Origin of the sequence: Mycobacterium sp., assembly GCF_049802695.1 — a bacterium.
Lineage (GTDB): Bacteria > Actinomycetota > Actinomycetes > Mycobacteriales > Mycobacteriaceae > Mycobacterium.
In genome coordinates, this window is sequence record NZ_JBARMY010000120.1 from 1 (window position 1) to 6,518 (window position 6,518).

5 protein-coding genes and 2 pseudogenes are annotated in these 6,518 nt (G+C 64.8%); 4 read left to right on the plus strand and 3 right to left on the minus strand.

Annotation, left to right across the window (positions count from 1 at the left end):
• The 4 genes and pseudogenes from WA317_RS04530 to WA317_RS04545 form a co-directional block, all read left to right on the plus strand.
• Positions 1–584 (plus strand): annotated as a pseudogene (locus WA317_RS04530) (DUF58 domain-containing protein); the annotation flags it as partial.
• A 2-nt stretch (positions 585–586) separates the two neighbouring features.
• Positions 587–1,021, plus strand: coding sequence for a hypothetical protein (locus WA317_RS04535; protein WP_425171908.1), 435 nt, complete (start codon positions 587–589; stop codon positions 1,019–1,021).
• A gap of 76 nt (positions 1,022–1,097) precedes the next feature.
• Positions 1,098–1,637, plus strand: a complete 540-nt coding sequence (locus WA317_RS04540; RefSeq protein ID WP_425171909.1) for a tautomerase family protein — start codon at positions 1,098–1,100, stop codon at positions 1,635–1,637.
• A 45-nt stretch (positions 1,638–1,682) separates the two neighbouring features.
• Positions 1,683–2,711 carry a DUF4331 family protein gene (locus WA317_RS04545; protein WP_425171910.1) on the plus strand — a complete coding sequence of 343 codons (1,029 nt, stop codon included), beginning with the start codon at positions 1,683–1,685 and terminating at the stop codon, positions 2,709–2,711.
• Positions 2,712–2,745: 34 nt separating this feature from the next.
• Here WA317_RS04545 and nuoN read toward each other — a convergent pair whose 3' ends face one another.
• The 3 genes and pseudogenes from nuoN to WA317_RS04560 form a co-directional block, all read right to left on the minus strand.
• Positions 2,746–4,332: an NADH-quinone oxidoreductase subunit NuoN gene (gene nuoN / locus WA317_RS04550; protein ID WP_425171911.1), complete on the minus strand. Its 1,587-nt coding sequence runs from the start codon at positions 4,330–4,332 to the stop codon at positions 2,746–2,748.
• Positions 4,329–5,903: an NADH-quinone oxidoreductase subunit M gene (locus tag WA317_RS04555; RefSeq protein ID WP_425171912.1), complete on the minus strand. Its 1,575-nt coding sequence runs from the start codon at positions 5,901–5,903 to the stop codon at positions 4,329–4,331. Before WA317_RS04555 ends, nuoN begins: the two co-directional genes overlap by 4 nt.
• A pseudogene (locus WA317_RS04560) lies at positions 5,900–6,518 on the minus strand (NADH-quinone oxidoreductase subunit L); the annotation flags it as partial. The gene WA317_RS04555 and the pseudogene WA317_RS04560, both read right to left, overlap by 4 nt.

Sequence of the window (6,518 nt, forward strand, 5' to 3'; positions counted from 1 at the left end):
CCGCCGACGTGGTGGCGCTGATCGACGCCTACCCGCAAGCCGCCGGCCCGGCGACCCACGCCACCGAGCGGACTGTGCGGGGTGCCGCGCAAGTGCTGCAGACCGCGCTGCGAAACGGGGATCGCGCCGGTGTCATCGCGCTGGGCGGCCGCCGTCCTCGCTGGCTCGGAGCCGACATCGGGCAGCGCCAGTTCTATCGCATACTCGATACCGTGCTCGCCGCCGGCGAGCGGTTCGAGACCACGACGGGAACATTGGCGCCGCGCGCGGCCGTCCCGCCGGGCGCCATCGTCATCGCGTTCTCCACGATGCTCGACACCGAATTCGCCTTGGCGCTGATCGATTTACGCAAGCGCGGCCACGTGGTGATCGCGGTCGACGTACTGCAAGGCTCGCCGTTCGAAGGCGATCAGGACCCGATGATCGCACGGATGTGGGCACTGCAGCGATCGACCATGTATCGCGACATGGCCACCACCGGCGTCGACGTGGTGGCCTGGCGACCGGATATGACGCTCGATCAATCGATGCGCGCGGTACCCGACCGACGCCGTCGACGTGCGCGAAGGCCAGGAAGGCGGTAGACATGATTTTTCGTTGGTTGGCAACGGCATTCGGCCTGCTGATGGTCGCGGCCACCGGTGTGCCGTCACACCACGGGCCCGCGTTCGTCGCCGCCTTGCTTGCGCTCGGCGCGGTGGCGGTCGGCGTGGTGTTTCGCGCGGCGGCGACGCTGGCAGTACTGCTGGCGTTAGCGGCCATCGCCTTCACTGATCCCACGCCAATACTCGCCGCGGTGTCGGGACTCGCCGCGACCCTGTACCTGGTGCTGCGGCATGCGACCGGCCACGTGGTGACAGCCAGTGCTCCGACATTGGGTGCCGCGTTCGGATTTACGATCGTCGGATTGGCCGCGACGTCGTTCCCGCTGCAGTTGCCGTGGCTGCCGCTGGTGGCGCCACTGGCGGTCCTGGGGATCTTTCTGCTGGCCACCCGGCCGTTCCTGCGCGATCACGAGTAGGTCGGCGTGTCCGATGACCAGTCCGGCGAACTACGGTCGTTTTAGGCAGCCGTTACCAACAGTGAAAGGAACCTCGATGCCGTTCATCCGGGTGAATTGCCCCGAGGGAGCACTGACCGCTGAGCAGAAGGCCAAGCTTGCGTCTCGACTGGTCGAAGCCCTGATTCGTCAGGAGATCGATCCGGTCACCGAAATCGGCACGGCCGCCACCGGATTTTACTTCAACGAACTTGACGTCGAAAACTGTTTCCCCGGCGGTGTTCCATTGTCTGAGCATCCTGACAAAGTGTTCTGGATCGTCGAGGCCTTTGTGGCTGCGTCCTACTTCAGTCAGCCGCGCCGCGACGAAATGCAGCGCGACATCGCGGCGGCATTCGTCGATGTGCTCGGTGATGACGGCTCCGTGCTCAAACGTGAAGACATCCGGATATCGCCCGCGTATCTCATGCGCCTGCATGTGATCGTCGTCGAAATTCCCGAAGGCAGCTGGGGAGCCGGCGGTCAAACGATCGATACCGAGAAGATCAGCAAGCTCATCGGAGCGACCGAGGGCCCGGCCCGGCTGGCGGAGGCGCTCGAATTGGGCGTAAAGATGAGAAGCGCGCGATTGTCGTAGCATGCGCCGCCTGCTCTGTATCTGCCATCGAAGGAGGGCTGCGTCTTGTCGCATCATTTCGACAGCCCAACTGGGCGCGAGGATCCCCGGCTGAATCTGTGTGACTTCTACTTGTTCGCCGGTGTGGGTGCTGGGACAACGGTGATGGCGATGACGACCAACCCCGCCGCGGATGCGCATACCCCGGCACCGTTTCGGGACGAGGCTGTCTACGCGTTCCGGTTCGACACCGATGGTGACCGATGCGAAGACGTGTCTTTCAAACTGCGGTTCGGCGATATCGTGAATGTCCCCTCGCGCAGCGCGGACGTCGATCATGCGCAAAGATTCGAAATGCGCCGCGCCGAATACGCCCCGAACGGCCTTGACGGTGACAAGCTGGCCTCGGGTCACACCAATGAGGTCGTCCACGGAGAGCGTGGCATCCGAGTCTTCGCCGGTGTCGTCAAAGACCCCTTCGCGGGTGACGCGGCCGCCCTGGAGGCTTTCAAGGCCGCGTTCGCGCGCGGCGTCTATCAGCCCGAGGCGTTTCGCAATCGGGTCAACTTCTTTCAAAACCGCACCGTCGCGTCAATCGTGCTCGAACTACCGAACGAGTTGATTGCCAACACGACTCGCGTGAGCGCTTGGACAACGGTGTCACTCTACGGCCACGCCCACGAGCAACAGGTCGCCCGCTGGGGTTTACCACTGCTCACCCACATCTATCTTGACCGCGACGACGTGCGTGAGCAGTTCAATCGCGCCTGCCCATCCGACGACAATTCCCTGTTCATTTCCAGCATTGCGTCGACCGTGGCCCATTACACGGCTTTGGCCGGCACTGCCGCCGATCCCGAGGCGTACGCGAGTCGCGTCGCAGGGCTGTTCGGATCGCTGACTCTGCCGTACGAGTTGGGCACTGCCGCGTCGTTCGATTACGCCGGCTTCAACGGCCGGTCGTTGCTTGACAACGTCATGGACAACATGTTGTCGCTGCTGACCAACTCACCGTTGGGTACGGGCATCGGCCCCGACCCCGCACAATTCACCGCGACGTTTCCTTACCTGCGACCGGTGGCGGCGGCAGGGTAGCCGGTCGCCATAACGCGACCGGTTGCCTGACCGGTCACCCGACGAATTTTGCGGCGTGGTCGACCAGATTAAGCAGCGGCTGCGGGAAGACCCCCAACCCGACCGTGACCGCCGCGCACACCGCGATCGCGGCTCTACTCCACATGCTGGGTATCACCACATGCGGCGGATCGGCGGCCGACTCGGTGAAGAACATCAGCACGATCACCCGCACGTAGAAGTAGGCGGCCGCACCGCTGGCGACCACACCGATGATCACCAGCGGCACCGCCCCACCTCGGGCAGCGGCGTTGAAGACTGCGAATTTACTGACGAACCCGCTGGTCAGCGGAATGCCGGCGAACGCCAGCAGGAACATCGAAAACAGCGCCCCGACAACCGGGTAGCGACGCCCCAGCCCGGCCCAGCGCACCATTTCGGCGTCTTCGTCGCCGTCGCTGTTGCGTACCAGACTCACCACCGCGAACGCGCCCACCGTGCTGAAGCTGTAAGCCACCAGGTAGAACAGCGTCGAGGAGATGCCCGCGGGGATGTCGGCGATCACACCGGTCAAGATGAAACCGACGTGCGCCACCGAAGAATACGCCAGCAGCCGTTTGACGTCGTTCTGATTGATCGCGGTGACGGTGCCCACCGCCATGGTGAGAATCGCGACGGCCCACAGCACTGGTCGCCACTGGTCATGCAGCGGGCTCAATGCGACGTAGACGACCCGGATCAGGGCGCCGAACGCCGCGACTTTGGTTGCCGCGGCCATGAACCCGGTGATCGGGGTGGGCGCGCCTTGGTAGACGTCGGGAATCCAGGAGTGGAACGGCACGGCGCCCACTTTGAACAGCAGGCCGACTGCCAGCAGCGCCACGCCGATCAGGCCAATGGAATCGTGCGGGCGCGCGGCCAGCGCATTGCCGATGTCGCCCAATGTGAGTGTGCCGGTCGCGCCGTACAGCAGGGCCACACCGTAGAGGAAGAACGCTGACGAGAAGGCGCCAAGCAGAAAATATTTCAGCGACGCTTCCTGGGAGAGCAGGCGGCGGTGACGGGCCAGCCCGCACAACAGATACAGCGGCAGCGACAAGACTTCCAGCGCCACGAACATTGTCAGCAGGTCGTTGGCGGCGGGGAAGACCAGCATTCCACCGACCGCGAGCAGCGTCAGCGGGAAAACCTCGGTCTGGGCGGCTCCGGCACCGGCCGCCTGCCGCTCGGCCACGCTGCCCGGCACTGCTGAGGCCTGCGGCGTGAACGAATCCAGCCCGGAGACAGTGGCGGTCGCAGCGCCGGGGCCGACCGCGACCGTTGTGTTGCGACTGCGTTCCGCGAAGAAGATCACGGCCAGGATCGCCACTAACAGCACGGTGCCTTGCAGCACCAGCGTCGGCCCGTCGACCGCCACCGCCCGTAGCACCGCGATCTGACCAGACGACGGGATCCGGTGTGAGACGTCGATCACCGCGGCGAAAGCGGCTATCAAGCCGCCCAAGGCCAATAGCACCTGGGCGCCGTAGCGGAACCGGCGCGGCAGGAAGGCCTCGACCAGGACTCCGGTCACCGCAACGCCGAAGACAATCAGCTCCGGGGAGATCAGCGAGTACTCGACGCTGGGGGTAGGCATACTCATCGACGAGGTCCTTCGGCTGTTCGCGGCGCCGCCGGCACGCTTGGCGCGGGATCGTGCTGGTGAATGGTGGTCATCGTGTGACCGACCGCGGGATTGATGATGTCCAGCAACGGCTTTGGATACACCCCGAACACGAGCAACAACACGAACAACGGCGCGACGACGGCGACCTCTCTTGGGACCAGGTCACGAATGCGGTCTTCCCCTTCCCAGCCCTCGGTGACCGGCCCGGTCATCAGCCGCTGGTAGAGCCACAACATGTAGATCGACGACAGGATCAGGGCGATCGAACCGATCGCCGCGGCCAGCCAATACCGGTTGAAAGTGCCCAGCAGCACCAGGAATTCACTGATGAACGGAGCCAGACCCGGCAGCGACAGCGTCGCGAGCGCCGCCACCAGAAACGTCCCGGCCAACACTGGCGCCACCTTCTGCACGCCGCCGTAGGCGTAGATCACCCGGTTGCCGTCGCGGCGGGCGATCAGGAATCCCGCGATGAGGAACACCGCGGCGGTGGACAGACCGTGGTTGAGCATGTACAGCGTCGACCCGCTCTGCCCTTGCGTTGTCATCACGAAGATGCCGGCGATGATGAAGCCGAAGTGCGAGATCGAGGTGTAGGCGATCAGGCGCATGATGTCGAATTGGCCGATGGCCAGGATCGCGCCGTAGATCACGCCGACGATGGCCAGACCCACGATCAGCGGGCGAAAATACGTTGAGGCGTCGGGAAACAACTGCAGGCAGTAGCGCAGCATCCCGAAGGTGCCGACCTTGTCCATCACCGCGGTGATCAGCACAGCGGTCGCGGGGGTGGACTCGACCGCGGCGTCGGGCAGCCACCGGTGGAACGGCCACAGCGGGGCCTTGATCGCGAACGCGAACATGAAGCCCAGGAACAACGCTTTGAGCACCGCCGACGAGGCGCCGAGGGAGCCCGACGAGACTTCCGCCACGATCTGGCGGAAGTCGAACGTGCCGGGACCACGCTGTTCGGTCACCACATAGAGCCCGATCACTGCGGCCAGCATGATCAGACCGCCGAACAGGTTGTACAGCAGGAACTTCACCGCGGCCTTGGACCGCTCCGTACCGTTGCCGAAACCGCCGATGAGGAAGTACATCGGGATGAGCATGGCTTCGAAGAAGACGTAGAACAGCAGGATGTCGAGCGAGACCAATGAGATCAGCACCATCGACTCGACGGTCAACGTCAACGCGACGTAGGCGTGCGGGCCGCGACTGCGCTCGCCGCCGTCATTCCAGCCGGCCACCAGCAGCAGCGGCACCACGATCGTGGTGAGCAGCACCAGCACGACCGCGATGCCGTCCACCCCGAGGATGTAGCCCGCACCGAAAGCCGGTATCCAGCGGTGCGATTCGATGAATTGGTACGGCGCGCCGCCGGGATGGAACTGGGCCGTCATAACGATCGATACCGCGAGTACCACCAACGCGACGATCAGGCCAACCCACTTGGCCAGCTGTCGTTGTTGGCCGGGCAGCGCGATGGTCACGACCGCGCCGGCCAGCGGGATCAGCCACAGTGCGCTCAAAAACGGCAACGTCACCGCCACAGTTGCACCACCAGAATCGCCACGGCCACCAGCGCCGCGCCCCCGAACATCGACGCTGCGTAGGAGCGGGCGAAGCCGGTCTGCAGTCCGCGCAGGCGATTCGAGGCTCGGCTGACCAGGTTCGCCAGCCCGTTGACCGAGCCGTCGACGCCCTTGTTGTCGAACTTGACCAGCGCGAAAGTCAGCACCGCGCCTGGCAGCATGAAACCCCTCTCGTTGAACGTGTCGCCGTAGAGGTCGCGGCGCCCGGCGACCGTCCACACCGAAACCCTCTCGGGCGCGGTGTCCGGCACGGGGCGACGGCCATAGAACAGGTAGGCCACGAAAATTCCGATCGCCACGACGGACAGCGTGATTGGCGTCAGCACCCAGGCGGAGAGTGCATGGGCGCTCTCCTCGCTGCGGACCACCGGTTCCAGCCAGCGCTTCAACGTGCCGCCGACGGCCAGCAGGCCACCGGAGAACACCGAGCCGACGGCGAGCAGGATCATCGGCCCGGTCATCGTCGCGGGCGCTTCATGCGGATGCGCGTCGTCCGCCCAACGCTTTTCACCGAAGAAGGTCATCAGCATGACGCGGGTCATGTAGAACGCGGTGATCCCGGCGCCG

Bases quoted from the DNA above. Each gene is read 5' to 3' on its own strand.
- WA317_RS04535 (WP_425171908.1), top strand. From the start codon at position 587: ATGATTTTTCGTTGGTTGGCAACGGCATTCGGCCTGCTGATGGTCGCG.
- WA317_RS04540 (WP_425171909.1), top strand. From the start codon at position 1,098: ATGCCGTTCATCCGGGTGAATTGCCCCGAGGGAGCACTGACCGCTGAG.
- nuoN (WP_425171911.1), bottom strand. From the start codon at position 4,332: ATGAGTATGCCTACCCCCAGCGTCGAGTACTCGCTGATCTCCCCGGAG.